This window comes from Homoserinimonas sp. OAct 916 (assembly GCF_003260275.1).
Classification (GTDB): domain Bacteria; phylum Actinomycetota; class Actinomycetes; order Actinomycetales; family Microbacteriaceae; genus OACT-916.
The window spans coordinates 403754-422560 of record NZ_QJHB01000001.1; the positions used below are offsets into that span (position 1 = coordinate 403754).

Genomic DNA, 18807 nt, shown 5'->3' on the forward strand with positions numbered 1-18807 from the left:
CCGGCGCGGTCAGGCCCTCCTGAACGCCGCTGCTCCCATCAAAGCGGCAACAATCAGCCACGCCGCCGCCGCAACCCAGGTTCCCACTGTTCCGATGGAATGGACAATCGACAGTTCAGCCACCTCGCCGTAGTACAGGCTCGCCGCCGAATACATTCCCAACGGAAAGACAATGCTCCACAGGCCAGACTCGTAGCGAAGCGGGTGACGCCGGACAAGATGCCGCCACACCCCGAAGATGACAAGCAGCGGCACCCACCAGAGCCCGAAGGCCCACAGCAGGTAGGTGAGGCCTCCCACCACGTGCCCCATCACCGCCATGACCGGCAGGCCGGCCGGAAGCGCCATGATGTGTGAGCCGGCCAGGACCGTGATCGCCGTGGCCCCCATGAAGATCCAATAGTTGGGGCTGAGCGTTGTCGCCTCGCTTCGAGCCGACAACAGGCGCAGGGTCACCAGTGTCGACAGCATCACATAGAGGAAGACTCCGATCCCCCACAACCCGACCGCAATCGCGGCCAGGGCGCGTGAGTCATGACCGGCACCCAGCACCGCCGCGACATCCGCCAACGACTGGGTGGCGACCACCCAGAGAAACCAGCTGCCGTCGACAGAGGCTGCCACCGGCGACTCGTGCTCTCGCAGCATCAGAGTGGCCGGGATGCCATAGTTCAGCACCAGCCAGATCGGAACACTGATCACCGCCAGAATGATCGTCACCAGCGGTGCGTGAGGCGAGTACAGCAGCACACCGACCACGTTGAGCCCCGCCACGATCGTCAGGTAGCCGAATGCGCGGCGGGGATCGGCCGCATCGCGAAGGAACTCGTTCCTGAACGAGATGAAGCGCCACACGTACAGGATCGCCAACACGATCAATCCGCCGACCGCGATGCCTGCCAACAGCACGGAGGCGAGATCCCAGCCGTTCAGGTGCAGTGCGAGCGAAACGATTCCCGAGGCCATCACGAACCCGAATGCGTTCGGCGGCAGACGCCGCACAGTAAAGACCACGCGGCCGGCCTCGTTTCGAACCGGCTTAGACGGCTCTGACGATTCCGTGCCGGCGGGCATCGAAACTACCCCTTGTCGACGGGCGTTTCGTGCAACGCGTGCAGTGCGACCGCGCTGTGCGCGTATGCCCCGCCCGCCCGCATCTCGGCCGCGACCCAGATGGCCTCCATGATCTCTTCCGGGGTGGCCCCCGTGCGCGTAGCCAGCTTGGTGTGGCCGTCGATGCAATAGGGACACTGGGTCGTGTGGGCCACGGCCACGGCGATCAACTGCTTCGTCTTCTCATCCAGCGCCCCAGCGGCGAACACCTGTCTGCTGAAGGCCTCGAACGCCGCGTGGGTGTCCGGAGCGAGGTCGACTCGCTTCTTGGCCATCTCCGGCGTCATTCTGGGCAACATCGGCTCACTCATCTGAACGCTCCCTCGTACCATGAGCCTGCGCCAGGCCACTGGCGCGGCCGGTCTTCAGCTCACTTCCAGAGTATGCCTCGCTCTTTCCTGGAGCCCGAAAATAGGCGGGTTCGCACATCAAGCGGATTGAGCCGGCACGAACAGTTCAGACGATCAGACGCATCGGATTCTGAAGCAGCTCGGTCAGCTCACGCAAGAAGGCAGCAGCGGTGGCGCCGTCGAGCACACGGTGGTCGGCCGTCATCGTGATGCTGAACTTCGGCACGTTGACCAGCTTCTTCCCCTTCTTCACCAGATGGTCGCCAGCCGCACCCACAGCGAGGATCCCGGCCTCCGGGGGGTTGATCACCGCGGTGAATTGGTCGATCCCGAACATGCCGAGGTTACTGACTGAGAAGGTGCCGCCGGTGAATTCGTCGAGCTTCAACTTGCCGGCACGTGCGCGAGTCGCCAGCGAGATGGTTTCGACCGAGATCTCACTCACCGTTTTCTGGTCGGCGTCGTGGATCACCGGTACGATCAGCCCGTCGTCGAGGGCAACCGCGATCCCCACGCTCACTCGGCCATGACGGATGACGGCGTCGGTGTCGAACGAGGCGTTCACCTCGGGGTGGGCGCGCAGGGCCAGGGCGGATGCCCTCACGATCAGGTCCGTGACACTGATCTTGATGCCTTCGGGCGCCAACTGCTCGTTGATGTCGGCCCGCACCTTCAGCAACCGTTTCGCGTTGACCTGGTTGGTGAGGAAGAAATGCGGTACCGCCTGCGACTCGGTCAGCCGCCGGGCGGTGATCTTGCGGATGTTCGACAACATCACACGTTCGTCCTTGGGTCGCTCAGTGCCTTCTGCCCGACGGCGTGCCTCTCCGTGCGCCATCGGGGCCACCGACCGGGCCTCCGGCTCCCCGGCGCCGGTACCGGGGGATCCGGTACCGCGGGTGCCGGCGATGGCATCCTCCACGTCGGCACGCACGATGCGCCCACCCGGCCCCGTTCCTGCCACGTTGGCCAGGTCGATGCCGCCCTCCTTGGCCAGTTTCCGCGCCAGCGGTGAGGTCACGATGCGACCCGACGGTGACGTGGCCGCCGGGTGCTCCTCCGCCGCATCGGATGCGCGGGCTGCCTCCTCGGGCGCAGTCTGATCGGCACCGGCTGGCTCGGCTGGCTCGCTCTTCACCTCGGTGGGCTCATACGTCGCGCCGCCCGTCTCTTCCCCGCCCGGAGCGGCTTCCGCGGCTTGGGAAGGTGCCGCCTCCTGCTCAGGACCCGTCGAGTCATCAGCGGCCGCCGGGGCGCCTGCCCCGGGGATCGACTCGTTCATGCCGCTGCCATCGCCCACCACGGCGACCGCTTGTCCGATCGGCACCGTGGTGCCCTCAGCAACCAGCAGCTGCTCCAGCACACCGCTTTCGAACGATTCCAGATCCATCGTTGCCTTGTCGGTCTCGATCTCGGCAAGAATGTCACCTTTTGCGATCGTGTCGCCGGGCTTCTTCAGCCAGCGACTCAAAACGCCTTCCTCCATCGTGTCGGAAAGGCGGGGCATCACTATCTCGGTCACGTCTCTCCTACTTTCTGAAGCGGGTGTCTTGCAGCAGTTCGCGCACGGCGCGAGCCAGGTCGTCGGCGTCAGGCATGGCCGCAAGCTCCAACGGTTTGGCGTACGGGAGCGGTACTTCGGCTGCGGCCACTCGGCGCACCGGGGCGTCAAGGTAGTCAAAGGCGCCTTCGGCGATGGTGGCCGAGAGTTCGGCTCCGATCCCGTACGTGAGCCAGTCGTCTTCAAAGACCACTGCCCGGCCGGTTCGCATCACGGAGGCGCAAATGGACCGCCGATCGAGCGGTCGCAGGCTGCGCAGGTCGACCACTTCGATCGAGACCCCCTCGGCCTCGAACCGCTCGGCGACCTCCAACGCTGTAAGAACACCGCGCGAGTAGGACACGATCGTGACATCCGTTCCCGCACGAACCACTGCTGCCCGCCCGATCTCCGCCGCCTCATCGCCATCGGGTACGGGGCCCTTGGTGTTGTACAGCGCCAGGTTCTCGAGAAAGATCACCGGGTCATTGTCGCGAATGGCAGCCAGCAAGAGCGCCTTGGCGTCGGCCGGCGACGACGGTGCGACAACTTTCAGCCCGGGGATGTGCGCGTACCAGACCTCAAGGTTCTGCGAATGCGTGGCCGCCAGTTGCTGGCCGCCTCCGCCGGGAGTGCGCAACACCAGAGGAACGCTCGACTGGCCGCCGAACATCGAGTGGATCTTGGCTGCGTGGTTCACGATCTGATCGATTGCCTTGAGAGTGAAGTTGATCGTCATGATCTCGACCACCGGCCGGTAGCCGAGCATGGCTGCACCGATTGCTGCCCCCGTGAAGCCCTCCTCGGCGATCGGGGTGTCTCGCACGCGCTCAGGGCCGAACTCGGCGAGCAACCCGGCAGTGATCTTGTAGGAGCCTTCGAAGACGCCGATCTCCTCGCCGATGAGAAACACCTTGTCGTCGCGTATCATCTCCTGGCGCAAGGTGTCGTTGAGCGCCTGCCGGTAGGTCATCACCTGTGCGTTCGGCATCGCCACGTGATCGGCGCGAGTCAATGGACGGCGATAGCCGTGCGCGCCGGGTTCCGACGCTTCGACGGGTTCAGCCACTGTGCCTGAGCGGGAGGTCATGACACCACCAACCTTTCGCCGGGTAGAGATCTGGGGGCGTTGGCCACATCCGTGGCATACGCATTGTCAAACAGTTCGTCTGGTGACGGATCGGGGCTGTCCTCGGCGAACTTCACCGCGTCATCCACCACGAGGTCCACCTCCTGATCGATCGCGGTCGCCGCCTGGGCATCGAGGTGGCCCGCCTCGATCAACCGCTCACGGAACGCGGGAACCGGATCCTGGGCCTTCGCCTCTGCGGTGTCGTCGACGGAGCGGTAGCGGGCGGGGTCGACCACTGAGTGCCCGCGCAGGCGATAACTCATCGCTTCGATCAGTGCGGGCCGGCGCTCGATCCTGGCCTGCTCGAGTGCGGCGAGCGCGGCATCGCGCACTTCGATCACATCGTTGCCGTCTACTCGCACACCGGGAATGCGGTAGGCGGAACCGCGCTTGTAGAGTTCTGGTTCGGCCGAAGCCGCCTCGACCGGTGTGCCCATACCGAGTCGGTTGTTGATGATGACGAAGACGATCGGCAGATTCCAGACGCCGGCCAGGTTGAGGGACTCGTGGAACGACCCGATATTGGTGGTTCCGTCACCCATCAGGCACATCACCGCCTCGGTTTCAGCGCCTGCCGGGCCGTCCATGCTGATCGCGAGCGCCGCTCCCACCGCTGGTGGAATCTGGCCGCCGACGATGCCGTACCCGCCGAGCATTCGCCGTTCGGCGTCGAACATGTGCATCGATCCTCCGCGGCCGCGGGAGACCCCCGTGGTCTTACCGAACAACTCGGCCATCACCTTGCCCGGTTCCATCCCGCGGGCGAGCGCGTAGCCGTGGTCACGGTAGGTGGTGAAAAGATAGTCACTCGGCTGCAGGGCATCCATGAGCCCCACCACGGTGGCTTCCTCCCCGAGGTTCAAGTGGCAATAGCCACCGATACGCGCGCGGGCATACATTTCGCTGGCGCGTAGTTCGAATGCGCGGATCAACGCCATCTCACGGTAGAACCCGATGAGGGTTTCGGCCGACTCTTCGTGGCGGTGGCCGGCGACCTGGTTGACTTCCGCCGATGTCACTGGGGCAGAGCTTGGCATTGTGGGCCTCACTTTCTACACGCGATGTCCTTCTCAGCCTAGACCTGTTCACTTCCCCGAAACGGGGTCCGTTGACAGCCGGGGCCAACCGGACGAGAGTGGGCAGAGGGCTCTACAATGCATGCGGCGCCGAGGCCACGGGCCCACCAGCGGAGGTTTGTCATGTCAAATAGCTTTTCTGCACGCAACACGCTCACCGTCGGTGATGCGACCTACGAGATCTTCCGGCTCGACGCCGTTCCGAACTCTGCGCGCCTGCCGTACAGCCTGAAGGTGCTTCTGGAGAACCTCCTTCGAAACGAGGATGGCCACCTGGTCACAGCCGAGCAGGTCACGGCCCTGGCTTCGTGGGATCCGAAGGCAGCCAGTGGTTCGGAGATCCAGTACACGCCGGCCCGTGTACTGCTGCAGGACTTCACCGGGGTTCCGTGTGTGGTCGACCTGGTTGCCATGCGCGACGCAATGGCATCCTTTGACGGCGACCCGCAGAAGATCAACCCGCTGATCCCGTCCGAGCTCGTGATCGATCATTCGGTCATCGCCGACGCGTTCGGGTTCGATGGGGCATTCCAGATCAATGCGGAGCTGGAGTTCTCCCGGAACAAGGAGCGGTACCAACTGCTGCGTTGGGCGCAGCAGGCCTTCGATGACTTCCTCGTTGTACCGCCCGACACCGGGATCTGCCACCAGGTGAACCTCGAATACCTCTCGCGGGTGGTCTTCACCCGGCCGAATGCGGGGTCAGACGGCCTCACCCAGGCCTACCCGGACACCCTGGTGGGCACCGACTCGCACACACCGATGGTCAACGGCCTGGGCGTTCTTGGTTGGGGCGTAGGTGGTATCGAAGCGGAAGCGGCCATGTTGGGGCAACCGATGAGCATGTTGATCCCGCCCGTGCTGGGGTTCAAGTTGAACGGGGCGCTGCGTGAGGGCGTGACTGCGACGGACCTGGTGCTCACGGTGGCCCAACTGTTGCGCAAAGTCGGCGTTGTCGGCAAGTTCGTCGAATTCTTCGGCCCCGGCGTCGCCAATATTCCGCTGGCGAACCGGGCGACGCTCGGCAACATGAGCCCCGAGTACGGCGCCACCTGTGCGATCTTCCCGATCGACGATGAAACCCTGACCTACCTGCGCCTGACCGGTCGCCCGGACAGCCAGGTGGCGTTGGTCGAGGCCTATGCCAAGGAGCAGGGCCTCTGGCACGACCCGGAGCACGAAGCCGAGTACTCGCAGGTGATCGAGTTCGACCTCGCCAGCGTGGAACCCTCCATCGCCGGCCCGAAGCGTCCGCAGGATCGCATTCCGCTCTCGAACGCCCGTCAAGTGGTCGGCGCGATCCTGCACGAGGGGTCGAAGGCTCCGGAAGAGCTCACCGGGCTTGACGAGGCCTCCTCCGAATCGTTCCCCGCCAGTGACCCCATCGCCTACGGCAAGGTCGGGCCGAGCCAACAGCCGATCGATCGCAGCGGCGATGGCACGGAGCACGAGTGGCTCTCCGACCCCGCGACGGTCAGTATGCGGGGCGCCGAGCCGTACACCGTCGACAACGGCCACGTGGTCATTGCAGCAATCACCAGCTGCACCAACACCTCCAACCCGTCGGTGATGATCGGTGCTGGCCTGCTCGCGAAGAAAGCTGTGGAGCGCGGGCTCACTCCCAAGCCCTGGGTGAAGACATCGCTGGCTCCCGGGTCCCGGGTCGTCACCGACTATTTCGAGAAGGCCGGACTGACTCCCTACCTCGACCAGCTCGGATTCAACCTGGTCGGATACGGTTGCACGACCTGCATCGGCAACTCCGGCCCGCTCATTCCGGAAGTGAGCCAGGCGGTCAGCCACAACAACCTTTCGGTCAGCAGCGTGCTGAGCGGAAACCGCAACTTCGAAGGCCGCATCCACGCGGAAACGCAGATGAACTTCCTCGCGTCGCCGCCGTTGGTCGTGGCATACGCCCTCGCCGGAACGATGAACATCGACCTGCTCACCGACTCTCTCGGTACCGGCAAAGATGGCGAGCCGGTCTATCTCAAAGACATCTGGCCCACGAGCCAGGAGATCGAGAAGGTCGTGGGTGAGTCGGTCGAATCGGCGATGTTCACCGCGGGCTACGCCAACGTCTTCGACGGGGACGACAACTGGAAGGGCTTGGAGATCCCCAAGGCCCACATGTTCGCCTGGTCAGACACCTCCACGTATGTACGGCGCCCACCTTACTTCGACGGGATGCCACGTGAACCGAAGCCGCTCGAGGACATTTCCGGTGCCCGTGTGCTGGCCCTGCTCGGCGACTCGGTGACCACCGACCACATCTCGCCCGCCGGCCAGATCAAGCGCGATTCCCCCGCGGGCCGTTATCTCGTCGACAACGGCGTCGAGCCGGACGACTTCAACTCGTACGGCTCGAGGCGCGGAAACCACGAGGTGATGATCAGGGGAACCTTCGCGAACATCCGCCTGCGCAATCAACTGGTTCCCGGGGTCGAGGGCGGCTTCACCCGCCACCTGCCCGACGGCGAGCAACTGAGCATCTTCGACGCCTCCACCAAGTACCAGTCGGATGGCACACCACTTCTGGTCATCGCGGGCGCCGAATATGGGTCCGGATCCTCCAGGGACTGGGCGGCCAAGGGAACCCTGCTGCTCGGGGTGAAGGCAGTGCTCGCCACCTCCTTCGAGCGCATCCACCGCTCCAACCTGATCGGCATGGGCGTGTTGCCCCTTCAGTTCCAGACTGGCGACACCGCGGAAAGCCTCGGCCTGACCGGCGAGGAGACCTATTCGATCACCGGGCTCGCCGGCATGGATGTGCCCCGATCGGTTGCGGTCGAGGTGACCGACGACTCCGGCGAGAAGAGAGAATTCACCGCCACTGTGCGCATCGACACTCCGGCGGAGGCTGCCTACTTCCAGCACGGAGGAATTCTGCAGTACGTGCTGCGCCAGTTGTTGGCCAGCTGACTAAAAAAAATGAACACAGGTGTGCAATGTCGAATGAACAATCAATCGTCATAGTCGGAGCCAGCCTCGCCGGCGCGAAAGCTGCCCAGGCGCTGAGAGAGAACGGCTTCACCGGATCGCTCACGCTGATCGGAGACGAGCCTGACCGCCCGTACGAGCGCCCGCCGCTGTCGAAGGACTACTTGCAGGGATCAACCGAACGGGAGAAGATCTTCGTGCACCCGGAGGGCTGGTACGCCGAGCACGACGTCGACCTCAGGCTCGGCGCCCGGGTGACCGCGATCGACCGTGACGCCCACACCGTCACCCTGGCGGGCGGTGACCAACTGCACTGGGACAAGCTGCTGCTCACGACCGGTTCGACGCCGCGTACCCTGCCGACCCCGGGGATCGACGAGGAGCGTGTGTTCTATCTGCGCCGCGTGGCCGACAGCGACCGTCTGAAGGCGATGATCGGCTCCTCCAAACGCATCATCGTCGTCGGTGCCGGCTGGATCGGTCTGGAGGTGACCGCCGCAGCACGCATCGCCGGAGTGGAGGTCACCGTGCTCGAGATGCTCGACCTGCCGCTGTTGCGGGTTCTTGGCCCCGAGGTGGCCCAAGTCTTCGCCGACCTTCACGACGAACACAATGTGGACCTTCGCTTCGGCGTGAAGATCACCGGCATCATCGCCGGAGTCGATTCACCGGTGACTGTCACCCTGGAGGACGGGCGGACGGTCGACGGCGACGCAATCGTTCTCGGGGTGGGCATCGCGCCGAATGTGGAACTTGCCGAGCAGGCCGGGCTGGCCACGAAAAACGGCATCACTGTCGACGAGCACCTCGCCACCTCTGACCCCGACATCTTCGCAGCCGGCGACGTGGCGAACGCGTTCAACCCGGCCCTCGGCAAGAGTATCCGGGTAGAGCACTGGTACAACGCCGTGCACCAGCCAGAGGTGGTTGCGAAGTCGATGCTCGGGATCGAGGCGACGTACGACCAGATCCCCTATTTCTACACCGACCAGTACGACCTCGGCATGGAATACGTTGGCTACGCCGAACCTGGCGAGAGCGACCAGGTGGTGTTCCGTGGGGATAAGACGAAACGTGAATTCGTCGTTTTCTGGCTCAAGGACCGCCGTGTCCTCGCCGGGATGAATGTGAACATCTGGGATGTGAACGACCAGATCAAAGACCTGGTCGCTTCCGGCAAGCAGGTCGACATCGCGCGACTTTCCGACCCGTCGATCCCGTTGGACGCCGTACTGTCCGGCCCGGATGCCTCCTCCGAAGTAGCTGGGAAGGATAAGTGACGACGCGGCATCGTCCTATTGTTCAACCGCTCCGAGGCAGCACGAAGCCGGAGGCACTGGTTCTGGATGCCATCGTTCTGGCCGGAGGAAGGTCGAGTCGTCTCGGAGGCACCCCGAAGTCGAGCCTGCGCCTCGGTGGCCGAAGCCTGCTGGCCAGAACGTTGGCCGCCGTGGCGGACGCACGCATGACCGTGGTCGTCGGTGATGTCGCGAGCGAAGGCGGCACGGTGTTGCGCGCACGGGAGGACCCACCGTTCGGAGGGCCAGCGGCAGGGATTGGGGCCGGCCTCACTGCCTTGGCACGGGCCACCGATGAGGCGAGTGACTACATCGTGGTTCTGGCGTGCGACATGCCAGCCGTGGCTGAGTCTCTGAGCTGCCTCAGGCAGGCTCTCTCCGGCAGCCACGGGACGACGCCGGTCAGCGCCGACGCGCCGGACGGGTTCATTGCTGTGGCCGTTGACGGCAGGCTTCAACCCCTTGTCGCGATCTATGCCACCGGTGCGCTGGCGACCGTGGTGGCAGAGGCGAACCGGCGTGCTGGGCTCACCGGCGCCTCAGTGTTCGGCCTGATCTCCGGGCTCGATCTGCGGCAGGTCACCGTTCCGGCGGGCTCGACCGACGATGTCGATACCTGGCAGGATGCCGCACGATTCGGAATCGAGCAGGCGGGGATCAGCCCGCTGTCGTAGGTATCAAGCACGTCATGACGTGCGTCAGTCCTGAGTGGGCAATGAGACCACACGATCAGCACCCGCGTAGACGACCATCGACTCCCCGCGGAGGAATCCGACCAGAGTCATCCCGACCTCGGTGGCCAGCTCGGCGGCCAATGACGACGGTGCCGACACCGCCGCCAGCACCGGAATACCCGCCATCATCGCCTTCTGGGTCAGTTCGAAACTTGCCCTGCCCGAGACCATCAGAACCACTCCAGTCAACGGAAGCCTGCCCTCGGTCACCGCCCAACCGATCACCTTGTCCACCGCGTTGTGCCGACCGACGTCTTCGCGCATCACCAACAGTTCGCCGCTTTCACCGTCGAACAGGCCGGCGGCGTGCAACCCCCCGGTCTTCTCGAACACCTCTTGCGAATCCCGCAGGAGGGTCGGAAACGTCGTCAACAACTGGGAGTCCACTCGCAGAGGGTCCTCGCGCACGTCGTACGCCGACTGGGTGCGCACCAGATCGATGCTCGCCTTGCCGCACACCCCGCAGGAACTGGTGGTGTAGAAGGACCGCTGCAGGCTCGGGTCAGGTGGTTTGACGCCGACAGCGAGCGTCACATCCAACACGTTGTAGGTGTTCAGCCCCTCAGCCGTCGCTCCGGCGCAGTATCGGGCAGACGCGAATTCGTCGCCTCGCGAGATCACTCCCTCCGACACGAGAAACCCAGCAGCCAACTCGAAATCGTGCCCGGGGGTGCGCATCGTGACCGCCAGGGGGGTGCCGCCGACCCTGATCTCGAGGGGTTCCTCCACCGCCAACACATCTTCCCGAAAGCTGGGTTCGCCCCCGACCAGCAGTCTGGTCACCTTGCGTCTCGCCATGAGCCTCGCCATGAGTCCGTCCTACCACTTCCGCTGGTACGCGCCAAGGAGATCCACCCGAGCCGAACGGCCCCGTCTCACGTGAGCTGACGCTTTGATACCTGAACATCGATGCCTGAACATCTCAGATCGCCTCGCCGTGAATGAGACGGATGTCAGCTGTTTGCTTCATTTTAGATCAGGCTCGTTGATGATTCGCGGTGCACGGTCAGAAGCGCAACGGTCAGAAGGCTCACCATGGGCCAATGCCCGGTCCCCGCCCCGCCAACGGGCGCGTAGAGTTGACTCACGCAGAAGCTGTCCGGCAGCGGGCACCAGGAGGCTCTATGACCACGCCGAGGATGCCCCACACCGGGCACAGCGCGCCGTTGGTCGCCGCCGGACCGCCGTTGACACCCGAGCGTCTCGCCCGATTCAGCCGGCAGTTGCTGATGCCGGGCTTCGGCGAGATCGCCCAACGTCGCCTTGCAAACGCCCGGGTGCTGGTGGTCGGGGCCGGAGGACTCGGGAGCGCCAGTGTCCCCTACCTGGCCGCCGCCGGCGTCGGCACGATCGGAGTGATCGACTCAGACGTGGTCGAGCCCTCGAACCTGCACCGCCAGGTCGCCCACGGCATGCGCGATATCGGCCGCAGCAAGGTCGACTCGATCGCTGACACGGTTGCCGCGATCGACCCCAACGTTCGATTCCATCGCCATGATCTGCGCCTGGACTCACACAATGCACGAGACCTGCTCGACGGCTACGACCTGGTGATGGACGGCAGCGACAACTTCCCCACGCGCTATCTCACCAATGACGCGGCTGCTCTCGCCCACAAGCCACTGGTCTGGGGAGCCATTCTGCGCTACAGCGGCCAGGCCTCGGTTTCCTGGGCCGATCACGGGCCAACCTACCGCGACCTGTTCCCTTCCCCGCCCGGCCCCGACGAAATTCTCAACTGCGCTGACGGTGGCGTGCTGCCAACGGTCTGCGCGGTGATCGGCGCCATCATGTGCGGCGAGGCGATCAAGATCATCACCGGCATCGGTGACCTGCTGATCGGCCGAGTGACCACCTATGACGCCCTGAGCGGCCGCTATCGCGAGCTGGAGTACGGTCGGGACCCGGATGCCGCCCCGATCACTGAACTGATCGACTACGAACTGTTCTGCAGCGGATCGGCTCCCCACACGGCACACGATGATGCGGCTGACCGGGCCGATGGCGCCGATGACACGATCGACGTCCAGACATTGTCCCGGCACCTGGCGAACAGGTCACCGATTCAACTGGTCGACGTGCGCGAGTTGTTCGAGGCGAAGATCGTGTGCCTGCCCGACGCTGAGGTGATCCCGCTCGGAGCCCTGGTGGGCTCATTGGATCGCATTCGCACCGATGTGCCGGTCGTTGTTTACTGCCACCACGGCACCCGCTCTCGCATGGCGCTCGATCTTCTGCAGAGCCGAGGCTTCAGCAATGTGCGACACCTCGACGGAGGCGTCGACGCGTACGCCACTCTTGTCGATCCTGCACTCACCCGCTACTGAGCGGGTCGCAACTCCAAGCATTCAAGCCCCTGCACGGAATCGTGACTGACGCAAAGTCAGGGCGCACGTCGCCCTGCAGCTTCGTTCTTTCACGCTGACTGAGGGGTGGCGCCGCGACCGTCTTGAGCCCTCACGCGTGAGCTTAAGAAGCCTCGAAGGGGTCGGGCTTCGAGACGAACTTCCTCCGTCGGATCCGTAGATTTCGCGGGTGCTCCGACGGAGGCTGAATGTTCCTTGGCAGTGCGCTGATAAGGGCCTATCGTAAAAAACGGGGGCATCCAATCCAAAAGTAATTCATTGAAGAGCAGCTCCGGAGGATTCTCATGGATCTCGTATTTCAAGCATCCGCATACGCGCCGCTAGCCATCGGTTTTTTCGGCCTCGGCACCGGCTATCTCATCTACGGCCCGCAAGAGTTGTTCGGCTGGCCCAAGCGAGATGAGAGAGTCGACAAGTCAACCGGAATCTGGGGCATCTTTCTACCCGGCCTCTGTCAGTTGGTCGCCGGGCTGATCCTGTTCATCGGCATGACCTGGTTCCAAGTCTTCAAAGAGGCGCCACTCTACATGGCCGCTCTGGCCTTCACCGCATATGGCATTCACTGGTTTGCCCTCGGCTTCAACCGCTGGCAGGGCAGCGACGCTCGCCCGAACGCCGGCATGTGCGTGGCGTTCTTCATCATCTCAGTCGTGGGCGCCGTGGTCTTCTTCGTCGCCGGGGACTGGCCCGTGGGTCTCTTGTTCGTCGGCCTGGCTCTGATTTACTTCAGCGACTTCTTCGCCTCCATCGGGATGAAGATGGGCGAGCGGGCACTGGGCTTCTGGCACCTCATCACAGGGGCCTGGCTGATGTACCTGATGATCGCCACCGCGTTCAACTTCTCTCTCGCTTGGACCCTGCCGCTCTGAACCTGGCAGCCACGTTCACACAGCGATTGCCGCACAGCGTCACCAAATATCATGAGATCACGCACGTGTGAGCGAACCACAGGGCGACCTCGCCGAATCAGGGTCATGACCGTGAACCGGCGGGGTCACTTCTCTGTCGCGGGCTCCAGTCGGATCACCACGGACTTCGACGCCGGCGTGTTGCTGCCTTCGGCCGTGCTCCCCAGTGGAACCAACACGTTGGCCTCCGGAAAGTAGGCGGCGGCGCAACCTCGTGGCGTCGGATACGAGATCACTCGCAGGCCCCGCAGCTCACGGTCCTCATCCCCGGGAAACTCGCTGAATACGTCGACCTTCTGCCCGTCGGCGAGCCCGAGCTCACGCACGTCGTCGGGATTGACGAAGATCACATCGCGGCCCTTCTTCACTCCCCGGTAGCGGTCGTTCAAGCTGTAGATCGTGGTGTTGAACTGATCATGCGAACGGATGGTCTGCAGGATCAGGCGCCCCGGCGGGCACTCCAGGTGCTCCAGCTCGTTGACCGTGATCATGGCCTTGCCGGCGGGCGTCGGGAACGTGCGCGAGTCACGCGGCCCGTGGGCGAGGATGAACCCGCCCGGCTGCCGGATGCGCCGGTTATAGTCTTCGCAATCCGGCACCACCCGGGCGATGTGCTCGCGAATCGTGTCGTAGTCACGCTCGAAGCCGGCCCAGTCGACGGCGACCCGGTCGCCGAGAACAGCGGCCGCCAGCCTGGACACGATGGCCACCTCCGAGAGCATTCCCGAAGCCACCGGTTCGACCTGCCCGCGCGAGGGGCGCACGGCGCAGGCGGTGTCCTCCACCGAGATGAACTGCTCCCCGCCGGCCTGCCGGTCGATCTCGGTTCGTCCGAGAGTCGGCAGGATCAACGCCTCGTCGCCCACCACCGCGTGCGACCGATTGAGCTTCGTCGACACCTGCACCGTCAGGGCCGTATTCTGCATCGCCTTCTCCGCGGCGGCCGAGTCGGAGATGGCGGCCACCATGTTGCCGCCCATGGCGAACCAGACCTTGATCCGGCCTTCGCGCATGTCCCTGATGCCCTGAACGCTGTCGACACCGTGGTCGCGAGGCACCGGGAAGCCGAACTCGGCTTCGAGAGCATCCATGAACGGTTCGGGCATCTTCTCCCAGATGCCCATCGTGCGGTCGCCCTGAACGTTGCTATGGCCGCGAATCGGCGATGCGCCGGCGCCGGGCTTGCCGATGTTGCCGCGAAGAAACAGCAGGTTCATGATCTCTTTGATCGTGGGAACGGCCTTCTTGTGCTGCGTGAGTCCCATCGCCCAGGTGATGATCACATTGTCGGCGGCCACGTACCTGTCTGCGAGCTCATCGATCTGGGCCACCGTCAGCCCGGTCGCGGCGAGCACGTCCGCCTCGTCGAGATCGTCGAGATGGCGTTCGAACTCGGCGAGCCCCAGGCAGTGGCGGTCGAGGAACTCGCGGTCGAGCACCGTGCCGGGGTTTGCCCTCTCGGCCGCGAGCACCCGCTTGGAGACCGCCTGCAGGAGGGCCATGTCGCCGCCGAGGCGCACCTGCAAGAACTGGTCGGCCAGCTGGGTTCCCGTGCCGACCAGGCCGCGCACGGTCTGCGGGTTCTTGTAACGGATGAGCCCGGCCTCCGGCAGCGGGTTGACCGCGACGATCTGGGCACCCGCCTTCTTGGCATCCTCCAGCGCGGTCAGCATGCGCGGGTGGTTCGTTCCGGGGTTCTGGCCCATGATGATGATCAGGTCAGACTTCTCGAAATCGTCGTAGCCGATGGTCGCTTTGCCGACGCCGATCGTCTCCCCCATCGCCAGTCCGGTGGATTCGTGGCACATGTTGGAACAGTCGGGCAGGTTGTTGGTGCCGAATGCCCTGACGAACAGCTGATAGATGAAGGCTGTTTCGTTCGAGGTGCGCCCACTGGTGTAGAAGGCGGCCTCGTTCGGTGAGGCGAGGGCGTTCAATCGGTCGGCGATCAGCGCGAACGCGTCATCCCAGCTGATCGGCTGGTAGTGGTCCTCGCCCTTAGCCTTGTACACCGGCTCGACCAGCCGGCCCTGTTGGCCCAGCCAGTATTCGCTCTTGGAGAGCAACTCCTGAATCGGGTGTGTCTCCCAGAAGGAGGTCGGAATAGTCAGGGGAGTGGCTTCCCAAGTGACCGCCTTGGCGCCGTTCTCACAGAACTCGGCGATCTTTCGGTGCTCGGGGTCGGGCCACGCGCAACTCATGCAGTCGAACCCGCCCTTGTGGTTCATCGTGGTGAGCAGCTTCGCGGTTCGACCCAACCCCATGCCGCCGATCGCAGGAACCATGGAGTGCATGATGCCGGGAATGCCGGCCGCCGCGGTCTTCGGTGCAGTCACCTCGATCTGCGCGTCGCTGACATCATCGATCGGAGCCGTGCCGGTCATACTTCAGGTCCTTCCCCACCAAGCGTCGCCGACCGCTGATAGGTCGGCGAGCACTTCAACGATCTTCCCACAACCGCATGGCCTAGGCTCGAAGCATGCAGCAATGGACAGCCTTGATCACCGCTGAACCGATCGATGAAGCCGCGGTCAGGCGTGCGGTCGAAGCGCCGGAATCGGGTGCGCTCGTGCTGTTCTGCGGGGTTGTGCGCAACCACGATGGCGGTCGCAACGTGTTGTCGCTGGACTACCGGGCACATCCGGATGCACAGGACATCATGGCCGAGACGGTGCGCGGCGTGATGGAATCCTCCGGGCTGACAATTGCCGCTGCCCACCGCGTCGGCGAACTCGCGATCGGCGATATCGCCCTCTACGCGGCGGTCGCCGCAGCGCACCGCAAAGAGGCGTTCGACGCCTGCGCAGAGGTGGTGGAGCAGATCAAGCTCACGGTGCCGATCTGGAAGCGCCAGCACTATGTGGGTGGCATATCCGAATGGGTCGGCCTGTAGGGCGGCCAATCTCCGCGCTGAACAGGGGGAGCCAGACGCAGGGTTAGGTTGCGGGGTTCAGGCGTCGGGTTCAGGCGTCGCCTCAGCCGCCGGCAAAGGGCGGCAACACATCAACCTGGCTCGACACCGGCCAGTCGAGGTCGCGGCGCACCACTTTGTCGACCAGGAACGAGCCGGTTCGAACAACCTGTTCCATATCGGGACCGTAGCGGCGCGTGAGCTCTGCTTTCAGCTCACCGAGCGTTGACCCCGCATTCATAAGGATCATCTCATCCTCACTCCCGGCGGCGTCTGCTGCCGCGGCAAAATACCGAACGTGCACGTTCATCTCGACCGCAGTCTTTTCGACTACAGCCTTTCCAACCGCAGCCTTTTCAGCCGCAGTCTTTTCAGCCGCAGCCTTTTCAACGACAGCTGCGTCACTGGAACTCATCGAAACTCACCGACCTTTCCCGTCTGGGTCTCAGCCCCCAATATAAGACATTTCAATTCTCTTGGGCCCGGAGCCCTTCGGCCGGGTCGACCGGGTCGCCATCTCCTCGCTGCGTTGCTCGGAGTACCGGTCGCCGCGGGCGCGCCACAGGTGCGCCAGCACGGTCGAGAGCTCGTCGTCGGTACATCCGCCACGCATCAATGCGCGCAGGTCGTGGCCGTTCGTGGCGAACAGGCAGGTGAACAACTTGCCTTCGGTGGACAGTCGCACCCGACTGCAGGTTCCGCAGAAGGCCTGGGTGACACTGGAGATCACCCCGACCTCTCCGCCACCGTCGGCATACCGCCAGCGGGCAGACACCTCACCGGTGTAGTTCGGGGCCACTTCCTCAAGCGGCATCTCGGCGTTAATGCGACGGATCACCTCGGCTGAGGGAACCACCTCGCCCATCTTCCAGCCGTTGGTCGTGCCGACATCCATGAACTCGATGAATCGCAGAATGTGGCCGGTGTCCTTGAAATGGCGCGCCATCGGAACAATGTCGTGGTCGTTGGCACCCTTCTTCACCACCATGTTGATCTTGACCGGGCCGAGGCCAACCGCATCGGCGACCTCGATGCCGTGCAGTACGCGCTGCACCGGGAAGTCGATGTCGTTGATCGCACGGAAAGTGGCATCGTCGAGTGAGTCGAGCGACACGGTCACCCGGTTGAGCCCGGCATCCTTCAACGCCTGCGCCTTCTTGGCGAGGGCTGAACCATTGGTGGTCAGCGCCAGGTCGAGCGGCCGGCCGTCGGGGGTGCGCAGCTCGCGCAACTGGGCGATCAGTTCCTCGATGCCGACGCGCAACAGGGGTTCACCACCCGTCAGGCGCAGTTTCTCCACGCCGTGGGCGGCCGCAACGCGAGCGACGCGGGTGATCTCATCGAAAGTGAGCAGCATCTGTTTCGGCAAGAATTCGAAGTCGCGGCCGAAGATCTCTTTCGGCATGCAGTAGACGCAACGAAAGTTGCACCGGTCGGTGACCGAGATGCGCAGGTCATGAAGTGGCCGCCCCAGCGCATCGTTCACGGTGCCGGTCGGCGCCTCGAGTTCGGTCGGAATCTGGGAGACACGGGTGAAGAAGCGAGGGCCGTCGCGGCGCGGCTCGATTATGACCCGTTCCTTCATCACGCAGCTCCCTCCGAATACTCCCTACCGTACAGTGTGCACCTGATCATCGACCGGCCGGTTCCGGATGCGGCGACGCTCCTGCCTGAAATGGATTCCGGCGCTGTATCACCAGATTTTTCACAGTGCTTGTCCTCAGCTCGGAGCCTCATCTCTCGAAAACGCGATTCCTAGTGGTGGGATAAGGCCCCCGCTCCGCATCCGCAGCACCCCGTCCCGCCCGGGATCCGCGAGGGAACTGTCCGTCAGAAGCGAAAACCCCGGTGGTACGCTCGAAATGAGGGCTGTCGCGCAGCGGGTGGAGAACCCCACCTCGTACGACAGCTGATTTGGTGCCATGGGCCCGGTCTCGTCTTGGGATTCACGTGCGCTGTGGCCACTAACACGAGGAGAACTTCATGCCCATCGCAGTACGCACAGCGCAAACAGTTTGGGAAGGTTCGCTCGCCTCGGGCAGCGGAACCGTCACGGGCGCGACCGACGCACTGGGCACCCTGCCTGTGACGTGGGCGGCGCGCACCGAACAGCCCGGAGGTAAGACGAGCCCGGAGGAGCTGGCTGCGGCAGCCCACTCATCCTGCTTCTCGATGGCCCTTTCGCTCGCACTGGGCGAACACAAGCTCACTCCGACGAAGCTGACCGTCGAGGCCGCGGTGACCCTCGACGAGGTCGACGGGGTGCCGACGGTGGTCTCTTCCGCGATCACGGTGAACGGAGAGGTTCCCGGAACGGATGCCGCAAGTTTTCAGGGCATCGTCGACGAAGCCGCCGGGATCTGTCCGATCTCCCGGTTGTTCGCCGGTGCCAACATCACGGTTTCGGCCACTCTCCAAGGCTGAGTCACGCATCGGGGC

The 18807-nt window shown here is 64.1% G+C and carries 16 protein-coding genes; 7 read left to right on the forward strand and 9 right to left on the reverse strand.

The window, feature by feature from the left end; genetic code table 11:
- Positions 1–9: 9 nt before the first annotated feature.
- The 5 genes from DL891_RS01675 to pdhA form a co-directional block, all read right to left on the reverse strand.
- Positions 10–1014: a tellurite resistance/C4-dicarboxylate transporter family protein gene (locus DL891_RS01675; RefSeq protein WP_157962350.1), complete on the reverse strand. Its 1005-nt coding sequence runs from the start codon at positions 1012–1014 to the stop codon at positions 10–12.
- A 65-nt stretch (positions 1015–1079) separates the two neighbouring features.
- Entirely contained in the window at positions 1080–1424 is a 345-nt protein-coding gene (locus tag DL891_RS01680) for a carboxymuconolactone decarboxylase family protein (protein WP_111718820.1), read from the reverse strand.
- Positions 1425–1569: 145 nt separating this feature from the next.
- A complete protein-coding gene (locus tag DL891_RS01685; RefSeq protein WP_198668722.1) occupies positions 1570–2985 on the reverse strand; it encodes a dihydrolipoamide acetyltransferase family protein in 1416 nt (471 codons plus the stop codon).
- Positions 2986–2992: 7 nt separating this feature from the next.
- The gene (locus tag DL891_RS01690; RefSeq protein ID WP_368665611.1) at positions 2993–4093 is read right to left on the reverse strand and encodes an alpha-ketoacid dehydrogenase subunit beta; all 1101 of its coding nucleotides are present in this window, start codon (positions 4091–4093) and stop codon (positions 2993–2995) included.
- Positions 4090–5154 (reverse strand): pyruvate dehydrogenase (acetyl-transferring) E1 component subunit alpha, encoded by a 1065-nt coding sequence (gene pdhA, locus DL891_RS01695; RefSeq protein ID WP_232818953.1) that lies wholly within the window; start codon positions 5152–5154, stop codon positions 4090–4092. The genes DL891_RS01690 and pdhA overlap by 4 nt, the downstream gene beginning before the upstream one ends.
- 180 nt (positions 5155–5334) lie before the next feature.
- Here pdhA and DL891_RS01700 point away from each other — a divergent pair, with 180 nt between their 5' ends.
- From DL891_RS01700 to DL891_RS01710, 3 genes are read left to right on the forward strand one after another with little or no spacing between them, the layout of a single operon-like run.
- On the forward strand, positions 5335–8133 hold the full coding sequence (locus tag DL891_RS01700; protein ID WP_157962351.1) for an aconitate hydratase: 2799 nt from the start codon (positions 5335–5337) through the stop codon (positions 8131–8133).
- A gap of 26 nt (positions 8134–8159) precedes the next feature.
- Positions 8160–9431 (forward strand): NAD(P)/FAD-dependent oxidoreductase, encoded by a 1272-nt coding sequence (locus tag DL891_RS01705; protein WP_111718663.1) that lies wholly within the window; start codon positions 8160–8162, stop codon positions 9429–9431.
- Positions 9428–10123, forward strand: a complete 696-nt coding sequence (locus DL891_RS01710; protein ID WP_232818954.1) for a molybdenum cofactor guanylyltransferase — start codon at positions 9428–9430, stop codon at positions 10121–10123. Before DL891_RS01705 ends, DL891_RS01710 begins: the two co-directional genes overlap by 4 nt.
- Before the next feature lie 24 nt (positions 10124–10147).
- On the opposite strand, the gene fdhD is transcribed toward DL891_RS01710, so the two are convergent.
- A complete protein-coding gene (gene fdhD, locus DL891_RS01715; protein ID WP_111718664.1) occupies positions 10148–10993 on the reverse strand; it encodes a formate dehydrogenase accessory sulfurtransferase FdhD in 846 nt (281 codons plus the stop codon).
- 314 nt (positions 10994–11307) lie between these two features.
- Here fdhD and DL891_RS01720 point away from each other — a divergent pair, with 314 nt between their 5' ends.
- Both DL891_RS01720 and DL891_RS01725 read left to right on the forward strand, forming a co-directional pair.
- Positions 11308–12510: a ThiF family adenylyltransferase gene (locus tag DL891_RS01720; protein WP_232818955.1), complete on the forward strand. Its 1203-nt coding sequence runs from the start codon at positions 11308–11310 to the stop codon at positions 12508–12510.
- Between the two features lie 323 nt (positions 12511–12833).
- Positions 12834–13418 (forward strand): hypothetical protein, encoded by a 585-nt coding sequence (locus DL891_RS01725; protein WP_111718665.1) that lies wholly within the window; start codon positions 12834–12836, stop codon positions 13416–13418.
- A gap of 125 nt (positions 13419–13543) precedes the next feature.
- Here the strand turns inward: DL891_RS01725 and DL891_RS01730 are convergent, their stop codons facing one another.
- On the reverse strand, positions 13544–15841 hold the full coding sequence (locus DL891_RS01730) for an FdhF/YdeP family oxidoreductase (protein WP_111718666.1): 2298 nt from the start codon (positions 15839–15841) through the stop codon (positions 13544–13546).
- Between the two features lie 95 nt (positions 15842–15936).
- Between DL891_RS01730 and DL891_RS01735 the strand changes: the two genes are divergently transcribed.
- Complete coding sequence (locus tag DL891_RS01735) at positions 15937–16350, forward strand: molybdenum cofactor biosynthesis protein MoaE (protein WP_111718667.1); 414 nt, start codon at positions 15937–15939, stop codon at positions 16348–16350.
- Positions 16351–16432: 82 nt separating this feature from the next.
- On the opposite strand, the gene DL891_RS01740 is transcribed toward DL891_RS01735, so the two are convergent.
- Both DL891_RS01740 and moaA read right to left on the reverse strand, forming a co-directional pair.
- Positions 16433–16783 (reverse strand): MoaD/ThiS family protein, encoded by a 351-nt coding sequence (locus DL891_RS01740; RefSeq protein WP_232818956.1) that lies wholly within the window; start codon positions 16781–16783, stop codon positions 16433–16435.
- Positions 16784–16813: 30 nt separating this feature from the next.
- Complete coding sequence (gene moaA / locus DL891_RS01745) at positions 16814–17953, reverse strand: GTP 3',8-cyclase MoaA (protein WP_198668723.1); 1140 nt, start codon at positions 17951–17953, stop codon at positions 16814–16816.
- Positions 17954–18351: 398 nt separating this feature from the next.
- Here moaA and DL891_RS01750 point away from each other — a divergent pair, with 398 nt between their 5' ends.
- Positions 18352–18792 (forward strand): OsmC family peroxiredoxin, encoded by a 441-nt coding sequence (locus DL891_RS01750; protein WP_111718669.1) that lies wholly within the window; start codon positions 18352–18354, stop codon positions 18790–18792.
- The last annotated feature ends 15 nt before the right edge of the window (positions 18793–18807 follow it).